At 61.2% G+C, this 15,764-nt stretch carries 14 protein-coding genes and 2 pseudogenes; 11 read left to right on the top strand and 5 right to left on the bottom strand.

The features are described from left to right. Both AC1DT3_RS04025 and AC1DT3_RS04020 read right to left on the bottom strand, forming a co-directional pair. Positions 1 to 789, bottom strand: a 789-nt coding sequence (locus tag AC1DT3_RS04025) for an HpcH/HpaI aldolase family protein (RefSeq protein WP_477463956.1), incomplete at its 3' end; no start/stop codon positions are given. Next, positions 782 to 1,753 (bottom strand): GntR family transcriptional regulator, encoded by a 972-nt coding sequence (locus tag AC1DT3_RS04020; RefSeq protein WP_477463955.1) that lies wholly within the window; start codon positions 1,751 to 1,753, stop codon positions 782 to 784. The genes AC1DT3_RS04025 and AC1DT3_RS04020, both read right to left, overlap by 8 nt. 117 nt (positions 1,754 to 1,870) lie before the next feature. Here AC1DT3_RS04020 and AC1DT3_RS04015 point away from each other — a divergent pair, with 117 nt between their 5' ends. The 6 genes from AC1DT3_RS04015 (at position 1,871) to AC1DT3_RS03990 (ending at position 9,067) form a co-directional block, all read left to right on the top strand. Next, the gene (locus tag AC1DT3_RS04015) at positions 1,871 to 2,563 is read left to right on the top strand and encodes an EthD family reductase (protein WP_477463954.1); all 693 of its coding nucleotides are present in this window, start codon (positions 1,871 to 1,873) and stop codon (positions 2,561 to 2,563) included. A 235-nt stretch (positions 2,564 to 2,798) separates the two neighbouring features. Beyond that, entirely contained in the window at positions 2,799 to 4,331 is a 1,533-nt protein-coding gene (locus tag AC1DT3_RS04010) for an ABC transporter substrate-binding protein (RefSeq protein WP_477463953.1), read from the top strand. A 72-nt stretch (positions 4,332 to 4,403) separates the two neighbouring features. Continuing rightward, on the top strand, positions 4,404 to 5,420 hold the full coding sequence (locus tag AC1DT3_RS04005) for an ABC transporter permease (protein ID WP_477463952.1): 1,017 nt from the start codon (positions 4,404 to 4,406) through the stop codon (positions 5,418 to 5,420). A 2-nt stretch (positions 5,421 to 5,422) separates the two neighbouring features. Beyond that, positions 5,423 to 6,280, top strand: coding sequence for an ABC transporter permease (locus AC1DT3_RS04000; protein ID WP_477463951.1), 858 nt, complete (start codon positions 5,423 to 5,425; stop codon positions 6,278 to 6,280). A gap of 2 nt (positions 6,281 to 6,282) precedes the next feature. Further along, on the top strand, positions 6,283 to 8,142 hold the full coding sequence (locus tag AC1DT3_RS03995; RefSeq protein WP_477463950.1) for a dipeptide ABC transporter ATP-binding protein: 1,860 nt from the start codon (positions 6,283 to 6,285) through the stop codon (positions 8,140 to 8,142). A gap of 1 nt (position 8,143) precedes the next feature. Next, on the top strand, positions 8,144 to 9,067 hold the full coding sequence (locus AC1DT3_RS03990; RefSeq protein ID WP_477463949.1) for an NADP-dependent oxidoreductase: 924 nt from the start codon (positions 8,144 to 8,146) through the stop codon (positions 9,065 to 9,067). A 4-nt stretch (positions 9,068 to 9,071) separates the two neighbouring features. On the opposite strand, the gene AC1DT3_RS03985 is transcribed toward AC1DT3_RS03990, so the two are convergent. Genes AC1DT3_RS03985 through AC1DT3_RS03975 form a run of 3 tightly spaced genes read right to left on the bottom strand, consistent with a single transcriptional unit; the run spans position 9,072 to position 11,864 of the window. After that, a complete protein-coding gene (locus AC1DT3_RS03985; protein WP_477463948.1) occupies positions 9,072 to 10,028 on the bottom strand; it encodes a flavin reductase in 957 nt (318 codons plus the stop codon). Between the two features lie 11 nt (positions 10,029 to 10,039). Continuing rightward, positions 10,040 to 11,140, bottom strand: coding sequence for an LLM class flavin-dependent oxidoreductase (locus AC1DT3_RS03980; RefSeq protein WP_477463947.1), 1,101 nt, complete (start codon positions 11,138 to 11,140; stop codon positions 10,040 to 10,042). A gap of 40 nt (positions 11,141 to 11,180) precedes the next feature. Next, positions 11,181 to 11,864 (bottom strand): GntR family transcriptional regulator, encoded by a 684-nt coding sequence (locus AC1DT3_RS03975; RefSeq protein WP_477463946.1) that lies wholly within the window; start codon positions 11,862 to 11,864, stop codon positions 11,181 to 11,183. Between the two features lie 132 nt (positions 11,865 to 11,996). Here AC1DT3_RS03975 and AC1DT3_RS03970 point away from each other — a divergent pair. From AC1DT3_RS03970 to AC1DT3_RS03950, 5 genes and pseudogenes are all read left to right on the top strand, one after another. Beyond that, a pseudogene (locus tag AC1DT3_RS03970) lies at positions 11,997 to 12,728 on the top strand (AMP-binding protein); the annotation flags it as partial. Continuing rightward, positions 12,661 to 13,599: an AMP-binding protein gene (locus AC1DT3_RS03965; RefSeq protein ID WP_477463945.1), complete on the top strand. Its 939-nt coding sequence runs from the start codon at positions 12,661 to 12,663 to the stop codon at positions 13,597 to 13,599. The pseudogene AC1DT3_RS03970 and the gene AC1DT3_RS03965, both read left to right, overlap by 68 nt. 8 nt (positions 13,600 to 13,607) lie before the next feature. Then, positions 13,608 to 14,780, top strand: a complete 1,173-nt coding sequence (locus AC1DT3_RS03960) for a thiolase family protein (RefSeq protein WP_477463943.1) — start codon at positions 13,608 to 13,610, stop codon at positions 14,778 to 14,780. 2 nt (positions 14,781 to 14,782) lie between these two features. After that, positions 14,783 to 14,980, top strand: a pseudogene (locus tag AC1DT3_RS03955) (zinc ribbon domain-containing protein); the annotation flags it as partial. Positions 14,981 to 15,010: 30 nt separating this feature from the next. Next, positions 15,011 to 15,764, top strand: a 754-nt coding sequence (locus tag AC1DT3_RS03950) for an SDR family NAD(P)-dependent oxidoreductase (RefSeq protein WP_477463957.1), incomplete at its 3' end; no start/stop codon positions are given.

Here is a 15,764-nt window from a genome sequence, read left to right as displayed (position 1 = left end):
TACGGCCTGTTGGCCTTTTCGTGCCCCTGATGTTTGCGACGAAAACTGTGACATGGCTGTCGAGAACCCGCGCGCGGTGATCTCGATATCGTTGGCGACCACGACGAGGGCGTAGCCTTCGTGCGTGCGTTTGGCGGCTGCCTCGGCATTCGGCGTAAAGATGCCACATGGTACGCCCGCATTCCGGCAGGCCTCGAATACCGTGCGACAAGCCTCTTCGTGGCGCGAATCTATCTTGGGAAAGCACCCGAGCGATAGGGCCAGATCGCCGGTTCCGATCAGAACGAAGTCGATTCCCGGCGTGCTGGCGATGGCAGCTGCATTCCGGACGCCGCGTTCGGTCTCGATCATGACCCCGACGACCGTTCGTTCGTTTGCTGCCGCACAATAGGCGGCGAAATCACCCATCAATGGGCGTACCCCGCCTCCCGAGCGTTGCCCGTAAGGCGGAAACCGCGATGCCGCGACGACTCGCGCGGCCTCCTCATCGGTTTCAATCAACGGCACGAGCACGCCCTCGGCACCACTATCGAGCGCATTGCTGATCGATGTCGGGGAGCCGTCCGCCGTGCGGATCAGAATGGGCGCGCGGCGCCCGATGACACCGACGGCCTGTTCTATGCTCTGCCGATCCCAAAGGCCATGCTGAGCATCGATGACGACAGCGTCCGGCTGCGCTCCATCCGAAACCTCGACCATCGACGGCGAACCCATGGCGAACCAGAAGGCGCCGACAGGCCCCCCCGCATGAAGGCGCTGACGCAGAGACGGACCATTCCTCTCAAACATTTTTTACTCCCCTACGCTGAACCGAGCGCCCCTTTGATTTGGCGGGGGCAGCCGCCTTTTCCTGATGAACGAAAAAGAAGCTCTTTTCCGCTTCGGCGATAAACACCGTCATGCGATCCTGAGCAGCAATCGCATCGCGGCGCACGAAGGCGTCATAGAGATTGCGCATGCCGTCGACGACGATCGGCTGGGTCGCCTTGTCATGCAGGGTGCCGAACCGGACCACCTGAACATGATCGGCGAAGCGCGATATCGTCATGGCCAGCCGCTCGTTGCGGACGGCGCTGAGCCATGTGTCCCTGAAGGCGACATTGGCGACAGCGAGTTCGACAGGATCATGTGCGGCAAGGGCCGTCTGCGCCTTATCCAGCGCATCCTTGAGCCTCGCATGCCCTTCCGCGTCGAGATCACGGGCAGCGTTGGCGGCGGCCCTAGGCTCCAGAAGCTTTCGCACTTCGAATATGTCGGTGATATCGGAGATCGTAAGCCGTGGCAGCGCGAATCCTCGCGTTGTACCAACGAGGTAACCTTCGTTCATGAGCTGAAGAAGTGCTTCCCTGACCGGCATTCGCGAAACACCAAGAGCTTCGGCAATGGATACGTCCACGAGACGTTCGTCCTGAGCGACTTCGCCCCGTTGAAGACGACCGCGCAGATCCTGGTAGATCTGTTGGCGAAGACTATCGGTTCGGCCCATCGTCAATCGCGACACTCTTGCGCTCCTGCCTTCCTTGGCTCGTAAACTGTATTCAATATACATTTTCATTCTTCGGCAATCTTTCCTTTGCGGAAACTTGCTACCACAAGCGCCGCACTCGGGCCGAAACTGTCGTAAGAAACTGATTTTTATCGCATTAATGATATTTGGAACACGCTCGACTCCGCTGCATGACGCGGCAAGTGCGGATTGTGTCGTCGTCGATATCGTTATCATCGATGCTACTTTAGGATACAGAATGCACAAATTCCGCACTCTCATCCAAAACGGCTTGACGAAACCGCCGAGACCAGAAACATTTTAAACATAAAATAATTCTGGACGAGCCGCTTCGCGCAACGAGGCGAACAAGCACGTGGAGGCATGATGACTTGGATCTGTGAGCTCGTCGTCACAGGCGATGTGCGTATGCGCTCGTCCCTCGACGACTGGAAATCGTCTGCTGGCCCGACCTTGAAAGAGATCGAGGGACTCACCGCTCTCGACTTCTACGAGCCGACGAGCGAAGAAAGTCGCGATCCCTACAATCACGACGGCGCCGGCCCGTTGCTTATCGCAATCCTCGATTTCGCGGACGAGCAACGCTTGCGCGCGGCGCTGGAGCATTCAAGCTTCGCTGCCGCCTTGAGGTCGCTTCCTGCCGAGCTCGCACTCGCAGTCAGCGTTTTCGAACGCGAATTCTACGCTATCGACGATAGCACTCCGCTGGGCCTTCAATCGGCTCCGATCTCCTACGTAGTCCGCTACCACCGCCCTGCCTCGGATGAGGCGTTGTTCATCAAGAACTACGTCGACAGCCATCCCCCGACGCAGGCCAAGCTTCCCGGAATTCGCGCGATCGCGTGCTATTTCCCGCGGCCTCATGTTGCGGCACCCGAATGGGAGGGCCACGACTACCTGGTCGGAAACGAAGTGGTGTTCGACAGCGTCGAGGATTTCAATGCGGCCATGGCCTCGCCGGTGAGGCAGGAATTGCGCGCGCACTATCACGACTTCCCCACCTTCACCGGGGAGAACACACACTATCTGATGCGTCGGACGCGCGTCGCTGGTTAGGCATGCTGCTGAAGACTCAAGCAGTGCAGCCGAAAGATACCTCGTCGGTTCAGTTGCGGGGCCGCAGAATACATTTTAGGCTTGAAGCAATTAATTCAGGGAACGCGCTTCGCAGATTGGCTTTCAGGTCGTCTCCGGACAGATCCGAACCCGCCGTCGAATCCGCAAAAGCGCATAACGAAACCCCATCGGGCCGCAAGAGCCGTCGATCGGGTTCATGAACAGAGGGTCGGCGATGACATTAGACATCAAGCGTAGAGATATGCTGCAACTGCTCGCCCTGGGCGCGGTGGGAGCACCATTCTTGAAGGGGGCGACGGCTTTCGCCCAGGACAAGGATTCCGTCACCATCGGCTGGCCGAGCGACGTTCCGTCGTGGGATCCGAACCAACGCTTCACGCCTGACGCGCAGCCGATCTACAAGATGGTGTTCGATCAACCGCTCGATCAGAATCCGGCGCTCGAGATCATCCCCAACCTCGTGACGAAATGGGAACTTGCCGCCGATGGCTTGAGCATGCCCATCGAGATCCGCGATGACGTTGTGTTTCACAACGGCGACAAGATGACGATGGAAGATTTCCGCTACACGTTCTTCGAGCGTATCAAGGCGGGCCATAAGCTCGACACGGCCAATTCCTGGCGACATGTGGCAGACATCGAGATCATTTCCCCTACCAAGGGCGTGATGAAGTTCAGCTCACCGGCTCCCACGGCGCCGCAATGGTTGACCTTCCTCGGCAGCTACGTCGTGCCGAAGAAGTACATGGAATCGATCGGACCTGACGCGTTCCGCGAAAAGCCGATCGGCACAGGACCCTACAAACTTGTCGAGCATCAGCTGAACTCGCGCATCATCCTGGAGCGCAACGAGAATTATTGGGGCCCCAAGCCCAAGCTTCGTCGCATCACGTTCGACATCATCAAGGATCCCTCCGCGCGCATCGCGGCGATTCAATCCGGTCAGATCGATATCACCACGAGCGTTCCGGTTCGCGAGGTCGAACGCCTCGCGCGCGATCCGAACCTGACAGCCGAAATCAATCCGTTTACCCGCGTCATTCTGCTCCAGGTCCGTAACGATCTCGGCTTCGCCGACCAGAATGTGAGAATGGCGGCGCACCACGCCATCGACAAGCAGGCGCTCTCCAAAGCGTTTTACGGTGGCGCCGCGGTGCCGCTCTCCGTCGTCGCAACGCCCGGGACTGCGGCATATCTCAACGACTTCCAGTTCGAGTACAGCCCGCAAAAGGCGATGGAGTATCTCGCCAAGTCGGGTTTCAGCCCCGACAAACCGGCAAAGATCCGCTTCGCAGCAACAAACGGCCAATTCCCGAGCGATTACGACATCGCACGTGCATTGGTGCAGATGTGGAAGAAGGTCGGCATCGACGCGGAACTGGAGACCATCGAGTACGCCAAGTATTTCGAACTGAACCGCGGCGGCAAGCTCCCAGAGGCGACCCTCTACAGCTTCGACAACGCGACCGGCGATCCGGAGATCTTCGCCGGATACCTGCTCAATCCGAAGATGCCGTTCGGCACCTGGAAGGGCATGGAGATCGGCGAGAAGGTGATCGGCCTGTTCAGCGAGCCGCTTTACATCAAGCGGATCRCAGGCTACCGCGCCCTCAACCGTGAAGCGGTCGAGGCCGGCGCGACCATTCCGCTGCTTCAGAGCGTGCAGACCGTCGTCCGCAAGAAGAACCTCAACTACGTCAAATACGGCAACGCGTGGCTGCTCGGCAGCAAGATGTCGTGGTCGTAGGAACAACCAAGCGAAAGCCCGGTCCAACGGCCGGGCTTTCGGCCCTAACGCCATAGGACCAAGGTCGCTCGCATGTTCGCAACCATCGCCAAACTGCTTTTGAAGCGGTTGCTCGTGGCGATTCCAATTTTGCTGGTTGTTTCTGCGCTATTGTTCATCATCCTGCGCGTCCTTCCGGTTGACCCGGCAGCCATGTCGCTGCCGCCGAACGCAACTCTCGATGAAATCGAAGCGAAGCGGCGGGAGATGGGACTCGATCTTCCCCTGATCCAGCAATACGGGATCTGGCTCGGCCAGGTGCTGCATGGCGATTTCGGGTCGTCCATCCATTTCCGCCGCGATGTCGCCGGCCTCGTTCTCAACACCCTGCCCTCGACCATCGAGCTCGCCGTCTTTGCCATGGCGATCGCCTCGATCATCGGGATTGCGGGCGGGTTGGTGCTGTTTCATGTGCGCGGCACGCGCACCGAGGCGGCGCTCGATTTCGGTTCGATCCTTCTCCTTTCGCTCCCGGAATTCCTGTGGAGCCTCTTTCTGATCCTGCTCTTCGGCGTCGCGTTCGAGCTCCTGCCGTTCACCGGCCGTCTCAGTCCCGGATTCGAGCGCCCGACGATCACAGGGTTTCTCCTGATAGACAGCCTTCTCTCGGGTCAGCCGTCCGTGTTCTGGAACGCGATCCAACACATGATCCTCCCCTGCTTCGCGCTCGGGATTTCGTTTTCGCCGTCGATCATGCGCGTGCTGCGGTCGAGCCTCCTCGACGTGTACCAGGACGACTACATCCAGCAGGCGCGGTTGCGCGGCCTTTCGGAGCGCCGGATTCTCGTGCGCCATGGCTTGAAGAACGCGATCCTGCCGACCTTGAGCCTGATGGGCGTTCAATTCGGATTTCTGTTCGGCGGTACGTTGCTCGTCGAAGTGATCTACTCCTACCCCGGCATGGGCAACCTGATGGTCGACGCGATCCGCAACGCAGATTTACCGGTCATCCAGGCCGTGGGATTGACCTATTGCATCGTGGTTCTCGTCATCAGCATCGCCGTCGACAGTCTCTATCTGATCCTCAATCCGAAACTGAGGGTGCGTTGAGTGTGAAACCGTTTCCAAACTGGCTCAAATCCGGACGTGTGCAGATCGGCCTTGCMATCATCTTCGCAGTGGCGATCTGCGCCCTTTTCGCGCCGTACATCGCACCCAACGATCCATCCGAGCAGAACCTGTTGGCGATCCTTTTGCCGCCCGCATGGGTCGAGGGCGGCGATACCATGTATCCGCTCGGGACCGACAGCCTCGGGCGCTGCGTTCTCTCCCGCATCATCTACGGCGCACGCGTGGCATTGACCGTCGCTTTCGTCGCCTCGATCGGCGCAATGGTCATCGGCGCTGTGCTCGCCCACATCGCCGGCTATTTTGGCGGCTGGGTCGATTGGCTCATCGGCCGCGTCGTTGACATCTGGATGTCCTTCCCTCCTGTCATTCTGTCGCTCATTCTCATGGTCGGCCTCGGAACGGGCCTGAGGAACGTGATCCTCGCGATTGTCCTCGTCGATTGGACACGTTTCTGCCGCGTCCTGCGAAGTGAAGTTCTCGTTGTTACACGGCGGGACTATGTCGCGGCGGCGCAACTCGTCGGATTCTCCAATTGGCGTGTCATCACGCGGGAGATCGCCCCTGCGACACTGCCTCTTCTGATCACGTTGATGAGCCTGGAAATGGGCGTTGCCGTCATCGTCGAAGCCATTCTTTCGTTTGTCGGGATGAGCGTCGGCGCCGATACGGCGGCCTGGGGACAGATGATCGCAGACGCGCGGCAGAACATCTATCAGGCCCCATGGAATCTCGTATGCCCGGTCCTGGCGATCTTCTTGACGGTATTCGGCTTCAACATCCTGGGTGACGGCCTGCGCCGCAGTCTCGATACGCGCCTCAGCGAAACGGAGCGCGCCTGATCATGAGCATCCTCACCGCCCGCAATCTCTGCGTCGGCGCGACGACCAAGTCCGGATCGTTTCCGGTTCTCTCCGATCTGAGTTTTTCGCTCGAACCTGGGAAAATTCTCGGGCTCGTCGGCGAGTCCGGCGCGGGCAAATCAATGATCGGCAGGACGATCTCTCAGTTTCTCCCGCACGGTTTCTCGGTCACCGGCGGTCGTCTCGAGTTCGCGGGCGAGGATCTCGTGCGGATGTCCGGCGAGAAGCGCCGAGACCTTCTCGGCCGCGAGATCGCGTTCATTCCGCAAGAACCACTGTCCGCACTCAACCCGGTGCTCACCGTCGGCCAGCAGATGAAGGAACATCTGTTGCGGATCGGCCTCTCGTCACCCTCGTCGTGGCGCGGTGACGCTCTCGCGGCGTTTGCCTCCGTGGATCTGCCCCATGGTGCCGCGCTTTTGGACAAGTACCCGCATCAGCTCTCCGGCGGCATGTGCCAACGCGTGCTGATCGCCATGGCTTTCGCCAGCAAACCGCGTCTCCTGATCGCTGATGAACCGACGACTGCGCTCGACGTGACGATTCAGGCGCGCATCGTGAAACTGATCGCCGAAATGCAGCGGCGCGACGGAACCGCSGTCATCTTCATCACCCATGACTTGCGACTGGCCTCGCAAATCTGCGACGAAATCCTCGTGCTCTATGCCGGCAGACCCGCTGAACGTGGTCCGGCAAAGCAGCTCTTTTCGGACCCGGCTCACCCCTACACGCGTTGCCTCCAGCTCGCCAATCCGAGCATGAGCGGCCCGCGACGCGGCCTTTTCACGTTGCCCGAACGGATGCCCGGTCTGAAGGCGATCAAGGATCTGCAGGGCTGCCGCTTTGCCTCCCGCTGCCCGAAGGCCAGCGACGAATGCCGCGAGGCTGAGCCGGCCTTTAGAGCAATCGGGCCCGACCATGTGGCCGCGTGCATTCGACCGGAAGCGACGCGATCGATCGAGCCACCGCTCTTCTCGTCCGCGACGATCACTGCGGCAGGAGAACCGCGACTGCAGGCGCAGAATCTCTCGAAGCGGTTCGTCACGAGTTGGAATCTCTTCCGCAAGAGCACCGTGTTCAAAGCCGTCGACGATGTCAGCTTCTCCCTCGACGAGAACGAGTTCGTCGGGATCGTGGGCGAGAGCGGAAGCGGCAAGAGTACGCTCGCCCGCCTCGTTGTCGGACTTGATACACCGACCGAGGGACAGATCGTTCTCGCCGGGCGCGATGTCACCGCCAACAACCGCGATGACAAAGCCTTCCGACGCGACCATATCCAGATCGTCTTTCAGGATCCGCAATCGGCGCTCAACCCCCGTCGCCGGGTCGCCAGTATCGTGACGCAGGCGATCGAGGCTGCTGGCGGACGCAATAGCGGACCTGAGAGGCTCGAGCGTGCGCGCGCATTGCTGGCCGAGATCGGCCTTCCGCCCGAGGCGGCAACGCGCTTTCCATCGCAATTGTCGGGAGGGCAGAAGCAGCGCGTCAATATCGCGAGAGCGCTTTGCGCGGTACCACAGATCCTCGTTGCAGACGAGATCGTGTCAGGGCTCGATGTGTCCGTGCAGGCGCAGTTGCTAGATTTACTGCTTCGATTGCGCCGCGAGCGCGGATTTTCCATGCTCTTCATTTCGCACGACCTCTCGGTCGTGCGCTATCTGTGCGACCGGGTTCTCGTCATGTATCGCGGCGAGGTAGTCGAGAGCGGCCGCACGGAAGAGGTGTTCGCTAATCCGCAGCACGTCTACACACGCACGTTGCTGGCTGCCGTTCCGCCCGATGACGTCACCATCGGCTGGTCGCCCGAGATCGCCGAGCAACCTGCCAAGGTGAGGACCTGAGATGCGCGTTGTCGAGTTTTCCGCCTATGGTGGGCCCGATGTTCTATCGGTTGCTTCAAGGCCTTCACCACGGCCCAACGCCGGCGAGGCGCTGATCGAGGTGCATGCGGCAAGCGTCAATCCGGTCGATTGGAAGATCCGTGCGGGTCACCTCAAGCCGCTTCCGCCAGCCTTCCCAGCCATGACAGGCCGCGATGGTTCAGGCATCGTCCGCGCAGTGGGGGACGGGGTTTCGTCGGAGATGATCGATCGGCGCGTCTGCTTTCTCGCTCCGCGCGGGCAAGGGACATGGGCAGAGGAAATAGCACTCCCCGCCGCTCTCGCCGTTGCGATCCCCGATTCCTTGTCGTTCACAGACGCGGCGGCGATCCCGTTGGCGGGCGTCAGTGCCTGGATTGGACTTGTGGAGACGGGACACATCGCATCCGGCATGCGCGTTCTTATCCACGCCGGTGCCGGTGGCGTCGGGAGCATGGCGGTTCAGCTGGCGCATCAGGCGGGAGCGACCGTCGTCGCGACATGTTCGGCGCGCAACGCCGATTATGTGCGTTCGCTCGGAGCCTCCGAAGTCGTCGCCTATGACCAGGCGTCGTTCGACGACAGCGTGAAGGACATGGACCTCGTCTTGGATCTGATGGGCGGCGAGGTGCATGCTCGCAGCTATCGCGTTCTGCGAAAGGGCGGCACGCTCGTGTATCTCAACGCGGCCCCAGTGGTTGAGCGTGGCGATGAATTCGGTGTCAATGTACGGATGGCTCAGATTCTACCGAATCCGGCAGCACTAGCGGCCATCGTCGAGCGTGTAGCAGCCGGTATCTTGCGACCCAACGTGGAGCGCGTGCTTCCCTTCGATAGTCATGCCGAGGCCCACGCCCTCTCGCAAATAGGGCACGGACGCGGCAAGATCGTACTCACCTTGCGCTGATCGCTCAGGGACCGACGCGGTTCGCGAGAGCAAGCAGGACGCGCCGCGTTGCCGCGACATCGTCCGGATCAAGGCCGGAAAGATGCTGTTCCTCAAACACGTGGGCGCGCTGGGTGATGCGGTGAAGTCGCTCGATACCCTCCGCCGTGATGGCAAGCGCGCCGGGCGGACGCGGCGCCACAAGACCAACGCCGACGAGCTTCGCAATCGCGTCTTCGACGGCGGCAACTCCGAGAAACGAAAGACGCGCGATCACCTCTGCCGAAGCGCCGGAACGAGTCGCGAGGAAAGCGAGAACGCGGGTCTGGTTCGCATTCAATCCCTCCGCATCGCGGTGCTCCGAGAATGCATCGGAAAGATAAGCATAGGCGCGCACCAGGAGAGGAAGAAAGAAATCGTCGCGGGGGTGCCCCTCCTCCTCGATTCGTAAGTCGGAGGGCGAGCCCGGATGGTCGAGGGCGAGCGCGTATCGCCCCTGCGAGAAGAGCAGCCCTGCCCGATCGAAGCATCCGAAGCGCTCCACGAGGCCGATAAAGATGGTGTGATCGCCTCCATCGTGCTCGGCGATCCTGCGGCATTCGAATTGAGCCGCGACTCCCGAAAACACCGGCGCGTCGCCACGCCCGCGCTGCCACTCGAACGAAGCGAACTTGTCCGCAACCGATCGGGAAAACTGGTTCGACAACGCAACCTGGTCCGCCGCCAACACATTGATCGCGAAATGGGTCGCTTCCTGGAAGGTCTTGAGATTGCGCGATTCTTTTCGCAGCGACCACAGAACCATCGGGGGATCGAGCGAGACGGACGAGAACGAGTTCACGGTCACACCGACCGGTTCGTCACCGGCCATCGTGGTGATGACGGTCACGCCCGTCGCGAACTGCCCGAGAGCCCTCCGAAACGTTCTCGGATCGAGAGCGGGGTCGCCTTCGTCGAGGAGATGTGGATCGGACGCTGCCATGGCCGTTCGCCTCACGAAACGCGCAGGCCGGCTTCCCGCAACAGCGGGAGAACCTTGTCGATGAAGTAGGGCAGCTCATCCTTGAAGTTCACGAACGACACCGTGGTTCCGGCAAAACCCGCCTCGCTCATCTTCACCATTTGGGAGGCGATGTGCTCCGGCGTGCCGATCAGCGGATACGTCCCCGCGCCACCAGCGAACCGCTTGCGGTGCAGGCGATATGCATCGGCCTCGTGCGAGGTCGAGAACTTTTCCTTCTGACCCATGTAGTGATCGACGCTGGCTTGATCCGCCATCGTCGAGGCGTAGAGCTCGTAGTAATCTTCAGCCGCGCTTTGCGTCGGACGGCACACGACATGGCAGGTCGTGAAGACGCCGACGTCGCGGCCTCTGGCGCGCGCCCGCTCCTTCATGTCCTCGATGTGCTCACGGCCTTTGTCGATCTCCGTGAAAGTCGTGAAAAGAAAATCCGCCGCGCGCGCTGCGAAATCGCGACCGGGCGGCGAGAAAGCGGCATTCAGGGTGATGGGACGCGGCGACTGGACGGGCAACGGTTGACCGGAGACGCCCTTCAGCTGGTAAAACTGCCCGTCGAAATCGAACGGCGCTTTTTCCGTATAGATGCGCTGGATGATTTCGAACCATTCGAGCCCTTGCTCGTAGCGGTTGTCGATCAGCTTCAGGCCGAACATGCCGAACTCTTCGGGGTTCCAACCACACACGATGTTGAGCCCAGACCGACCGCCCGACGCATGGTCGATGGTGGCGAGCGCCTTGGCGGCAAAGACGGGATGCACCATGGGGACGTGTACAGTCGAGAAGACCGCGATCCGTTCGGTGACGCCGGCGAGTGCCGCCGCGAAGGTCAGCGTTTCGTAGGACAACTCGCGGCTGTTCATTTCGCCGCCGAAACCCTTCCATCGCGCAATCGGCAACAGAAATTCGAGGCCCGCCTTGTCGGCCATGCGGGCGACTTCGGCGATCTCGTTCCACCGCGCGGGCCAGCGCTCCGGCACTTTCGTCAAGGTAAGGCCGCCGTCGGCGTTGATGGAGAAGACGCCGAGTTTGAATTTGTTCGGGCCATGCATGGGATGAGGTGCGGCGGCGGTCATGATCAGCTCCAAGGATGCGGGTTCAACAGAGATTTGGTTGTCAGGCAGTCTCGCGCTGCTCGCGATCGACGAGTTCGCGGAAATAGCGTGCGGCGGCGTTGATGAAGGTCAGCGCATGTTCGGCCGCCCCCTCCGAGTCCATGCGCTTGAATGCGTCCGCCCAATCGACGAGAAGCGCGAGAGCCTCGGCGCGGGCAGCAGGCAACACAAGGGTCGCGCGACGGACCTGGCCGGCCTGGTCGTCGAACCGAAGAATCGTCTCGCGGAGACGAGGATTGGGAACACACGCGATCCACGCTGATCGAAATGCGTAGTTGGCCTGCAGAAACTTCACCTCGTCGTGAGCGCGCTCGGCTTCGCGTGCCGTCTTAAGAGCCCTGTCGAGGGAGGAATAAGTCGCCTTGCCCATTGCAAGCGTCGCACGGGCCGCAGCAGGGGGCTCGATCAGGCCGCGGACGTCGAAGATCTCTTCCATCACGGCAATCGTCGGAACCGGCACCTGAAATCCGCCGTCGCCTGTCTCCAGAAGGCCATCGGCGACGAGCCGGGACAAGGCCTCGCGAACCGGCGTACGGGACACGTTCAGGGCCTTCGCCAGTGAAGCGTCGACCAAGCGCTCGCCCGTGGCAAAAGCACCAGAACGCAACTGCTCGCGGAGCGCCGCATAGATTTGCTCTGCGAGAGGCGGAGCGCGTTGGACGGTCTCGAAAACGAGTTTACTCATGGGTCGGCTCCGCCCGGTCAAATTAAGGCAAGAAGGGCTTGCCGTTTTCGTCGACCGTCGACAGTATACAGTTTAGGGACGCTTCGACGCCCACGTCAAGCACTCGCGATTGGACCGTGATAGAGGGATGAGATGGGAACGCCGTATCGCGCCTTTGCAGCGACCGCACGCACGCATCCGGGAACTCCGTTTCTGCGCGCTCCGATCTCTGCCCAGCTTCCCTATGCACCGGAGGGCTTTCTTTTCACCTACGGAGAGGCAGCGGCCCGCGTCGAAGCCTTGCGCGAAGCGTACGAAGCGAACGGCTACGGCCACGGCACCACGGTCGCGCTGTTACTGGAGAACAGGCCGGACTTCTTTTGGCACTGGTTGGCGTTGAACGCGCTCGGGGTCGCGCTCCTGCCGATCAACCCCGATCTCCGTCCGGAYGATCTCGCCTATCAGTTTTCTGTCGTCATGCCGGATCTGGCGGTGGCATTACCGGAACTGCAAGGTCTGATCCGCGCGGCGGGACTGGCGCCCGAGCGCATCATCGGCCCAGACGACGCAATTCCGACTTGCCAAGAGCGAAGCGACCCTCAGAACGGCGAGGAGCGCAGCGACCGTCAGAGCGGCGAGCCGGATGATCCCTGCGCCCTGCTCTTTACCTCCGGAACGACCGGCAAACCCAAATGCTGCGTGCTATCGAACGACTATTTTATCAGCTTGGCGACCTGGTACACGAGCCAAGGCGGCATCGCGAACATGCGACACGGTGAGGAGGTCATCCTCACGCCTCTTCCCATGTTTCATATGAATGCGCTCGGATGTTCGGCCCTCGGCGCTATTCTCAAAGCCGGTACTCTCGTTCCCCTCGATCGCTTCCACGCCCGTACGTGGTGGCGGAGCGTGGCAGACTCGCGGGCGACGATCGTGCATTATCTCGGCGTGTTGCATACGGTTCGCATTCGGAGCCGGCGTCGATCCTCGCCATCAGGAAACGTTCGAGCGACGTTTCGGCGTGCCGCTCGTAGAAGCGTGGGCCATGACGGAGACAGGGGGCGGCGCAGTGACGTCGACCGCCGCGGGCGAACGCCATGTGGGCGAGCGCTGCATCGGCTATCCTGCACCTGGGATGGACTATCGCATCGTCGGCGACGATCAGTTGGACGTTCGCGATGGAGCACCCGGAGAATTGCTCGTTCGTGCCACCGGCGAAAATGGACGACGGGGCTTTTTTACGCACTACCTGAAGAACGAGGCCGCGACAGACGAGGCATGGGCGGGTGGGTGGTTCCACACGGGCGATGTGATCCGCCGGGGTCCGGATGGCGCTCTCTATTTCGTCGACCGCAAGAAGAACATCGTGCGCCGCAGCGGCGAGAACATCGCCGTCGTAGAAGTTGAAGGCGTCATCCAGAACCTTGACTCAGTGGCCGGAGTCGCCGTCGCCCCTGTCGCTGACGATGTCCGCGGCGAGGAGGTGTTCGCGCTGGTGCGGCTCCATTCTGGGCTCCCCACCACCGCGACCGATTCCGCCACGATCGCGGAGCAGATCGCGCGCTCCTGCGCTGAGCGCCTCGCGTACTACAAGGTGCCGGGATATGTCGCTTTCGTCGAGCATCTCCCGATCACTGCAACGCAGAAGCTGCAGCGCGCCGAGATCAGGGCGCTGGCCGAACGCGCCGTCAATGACGCGACAACAATCGATCTTCGCGCCTTGAAGGGTCAACTTCGCTTGACCCAATCGCGATAGGAGACGGGATGGGAGCGCGCGCACCGTATGACGGCGTCGTCGTTACAGCACCGGTCACGGTGCCTTACACGCGCTACTCGCAGCACGATGCCCACTGGTTCTTCGCCCGCGTCCTGTCCRAACTTTATCGTTACGCCGGCGTGACGAAGGCCGAGGTCGACGGCATCGCGGCTTCGAGCTTCACGCTGTTTCCTGATACCGCTGTCGGCCTCACGCAGCATCTTGGTCTGTCACCGCGATGGCTCGATCACATCCCCATGGGCGGGGCGAGCGCGATCGTCGGCCTTCGCCGTGCCGCTCGTGCAGTGCAGGCTGGGGATGCCGATATCGTCGCATGCATTGCCGCCGACACGAACCGTGTCGATTCCTTCCGTCAGAATCTCGCAAATTTCAGCCGCTTCGCGCGCGACGCGGTCTATCCGGTGGGCGCAGGCGGCCCGAACGGCAGCTTTGCACTTCTGACCGATTTCTACATGCGCGCCTACGGCGCCACGGCCGAGGATTTCGGGAAGCTCTGCGTCGCGCAGCGCGACAACGCCCTCGCCTTTCCTCATGCACTGATCAAGAAGCCTCTCACGCTCGAGGCGTATCTGAATGCGAGACCCGTCGCCGACCCGCTCAAATTGTTCGACTGTGTCATGCCCTGTGCCGGCGCCGAGGGATTTCTCGTGATGGCAGAGGACGACGCACGTCGTCGCCGCTTGCCATACGCCCGCATCCTCGGCGCCATCGAACGACACAATGCATTCCCGGACGATCCCGTTCAGATGCGCGGAGGATGGGAGATGGACCGCGACGACCTCTATGCCCAGGCGAATGTGGGGCCGGCGGACATGGACTTCGTCCAGCTCTACGATGACTATCCAGTGATCAATTGCCTTCAATTGGAGGATCTCGGTTTTTGCCAAAAGGGTGGCGCTCCGGATTTCATTCGACAAAACACCTTTACGGTCGACGGAACCTTGCCAATGAACACGTCGGGGGGGCAGCTTTCCGTGGGACAAGCCGGTGCAGCAGGCGGACATCTCGGGATGGTGGAAGCGATCCGGCAGCTCACGCGCCGAAGCCTCGGAAAGCAGGTTGCCAAGGCGAGGCTCGGGCTCGTCAGCGGATTCGGAATGATCAACTACGATCGCGGCCTCTGCACGGGAGCAGCCGTCCTCGCTGCGAGTGGAATGTGACGATGCCACACCTGGATACGACGCCAAAAAAAAATCCCCTCTCACGGACTCGTCAACCGACGCTTCCGCCGTCATCTCGCAGCCGCGCTGGCCTGCGATTTACCGCGGCCGCATGCGAGGGTCGGCTCGAATTGCAGCAATGCCGTGAATGTGACCGTTTCCAGTATCCGGCACGAGAGGCCTGCTCCAACTGCCTGTCGACCAGGCTCGAATGGACGTCCAGTGACGGATTGGGCGAGCTCCTATCGGAAACGGTTCTGCACCACAGCAACGAGAACTATTTCCGTGAGCGGATTCCGCTGCGCATCGGCCTCGTGAGGCTGAATGTCGGCGTGAGCGTGGTCGTGAACGTTCACAACGACTGCGCACACGCACCTACTCCCGTGCGCGTCACGGCGCATCTCGACAAGGCGGGCCAAGCGGCGCTCGCGGCGATACCCCAAGACTCCAACTCCGACATGACCGACGACAGGTATTTGCGGGACATGACATCACATCCGAAGTCGAGGAAAGTTCTTGTTACCGATGGCAAGACCGAGACCGGACGCGCAATGGTTCAAGCTTTGCTCGACGCCGGTGCCGACACCATCTGGGTCGGAGCGGCGGAGCCGTGGAAGGCGTCGCTTTCTCTCGACGCGATCGCAGATCTTCCTCGCGTAACCGTTGTGCCACTCGACGTCACCGATACGCGTTCGGTGGAGGCGTTGGCGGCCCTCATCGGCGGTAAGGTCGACATCCTGATCAACACCGCCGAACATCACCGCACGAAGCACTTGGGTTCCGGTGGCTTGGAAACCGCGAGAGCGGAGATGGACGTCAACTATCTGGGTCTCATGCGCCTCATCGACGCGTTCGGCCCCGCGCTCAAGGCGCGAGCTGCTGATGCGCCCACCAGTGCGACGGCTTGGGTCAATATCCTGTCGATCCACGCTCTTTCAGCGCTTCCCTCACAAGTGACCTTCTCGGCTTCGAAAGCTGCAGCCT

This window comes from Microvirga sp. P4_G7 (assembly GCF_056401005.1).
The sequence above is the reverse complement of the archived record's forward strand: the minus strand, read 5'-3'. Positions and strand labels throughout refer to the sequence as shown.

What these genes read in the sequence shown, in the direction of transcription:
- AC1DT3_RS04015 (WP_477463954.1), top strand. Translation starts at nt 1,871, where the DNA reads ATGATGACTTGGATCTGTGAGCTCGTCGTCACAGGCGATGTGCGTATG.
- AC1DT3_RS04005 (WP_477463952.1), top strand. Translation starts at nt 4,404, where the DNA reads ATGTTCGCAACCATCGCCAAACTGCTTTTGAAGCGGTTGCTCGTGGCG.
- AC1DT3_RS03990 (WP_477463949.1), top strand. Translation starts at nt 8,144, where the DNA reads ATGCGCGTTGTCGAGTTTTCCGCCTATGGTGGGCCCGATGTTCTATCG.
- AC1DT3_RS03985 (WP_477463948.1), bottom strand. Translation starts at nt 10,028, where the DNA reads ATGGCAGCGTCCGATCCACATCTCCTCGACGAAGGCGACCCCGCTCTC.
- AC1DT3_RS03980 (WP_477463947.1), bottom strand. Translation starts at nt 11,140, where the DNA reads ATGACCGCCGCCGCACCTCATCCCATGCATGGCCCGAACAAATTCAAA.
- AC1DT3_RS03975 (WP_477463946.1), bottom strand. Translation starts at nt 11,864, where the DNA reads ATGAGTAAACTCGTTTTCGAGACCGTCCAACGCGCTCCGCCTCTCGCA.
- AC1DT3_RS03965 (WP_477463945.1), top strand. Translation starts at nt 12,661, where the DNA reads ATGCGCTCGGATGTTCGGCCCTCGGCGCTATTCTCAAAGCCGGTACTC.